Origin of the sequence: Delftia acidovorans NBRC 14950, assembly GCF_001598795.1 — a bacterium.
Lineage (GTDB): Bacteria > Pseudomonadota > Gammaproteobacteria > Burkholderiales > Burkholderiaceae_C > Comamonas > Comamonas acidovorans.
Window position 1 is genome coordinate 1 of the sequence record NZ_BCZP01000091.1, and the last position, 553, is coordinate 553.

Consider the following 553-nt stretch of genomic DNA (forward strand, 5'->3'; position numbering starts at 1 on the left):
ACAACGCCCAGGACTTCCCTGAAAACTATGTGATTGACCGCACGGCTGCCGGAAAGGTGCTGACCAAAACAGCCCAGGTCCGCATGGTCGGCAATTCCGTGAGTCCGAAGCCTATGCGGCTCATCGTGGCCGCCAACTACTCCGAGGCCCCGGCTGGCGCACTGCGCCGCGCGGCCTGATCCCCAACCCGGGCCGCCCAGTGCGGCCCGCTCTGTTTCCCCATGACCCCGACCCCACCCCAGGCCGCGTGCCAGAAGCTGCTGCAGCGCGCCGACCACGTCAGGACCGAAATGACCAGAACCATCACCGTCACAGCGCTCATGATGCTGGCCAGGAGCCAGGAGGACGATGTCGCGAAGGAGCTGCGCCGCCTGAGCCTAAGCAAGCCCCTCAGCGTGCATCGCAATAGGCCCAGCCTCGGGGGAGACTATCCCGTGGTCCCGGCAAAAAGCGGCGTACTCATCGAAAACCAGTTCAAAAGAAAACAGCGAGTCTTTCTCGGATTCGGCGATGAGGGATACAGCGTAGAACCTTGGATCGTCCTCGGCATAGG

The 553-nt window shown here is 62.9% G+C and carries 1 protein-coding gene; it reads left to right on the top strand.

Going from position 1 to position 553, the window contains the following annotated elements:
• Positions 1–290: 290 nt before the first annotated feature.
• Positions 291–553 (top strand): hypothetical protein (locus tag DA1_RS29395; protein WP_155737688.1); only part of this gene is annotated, 263 nt, incomplete at its 3' end.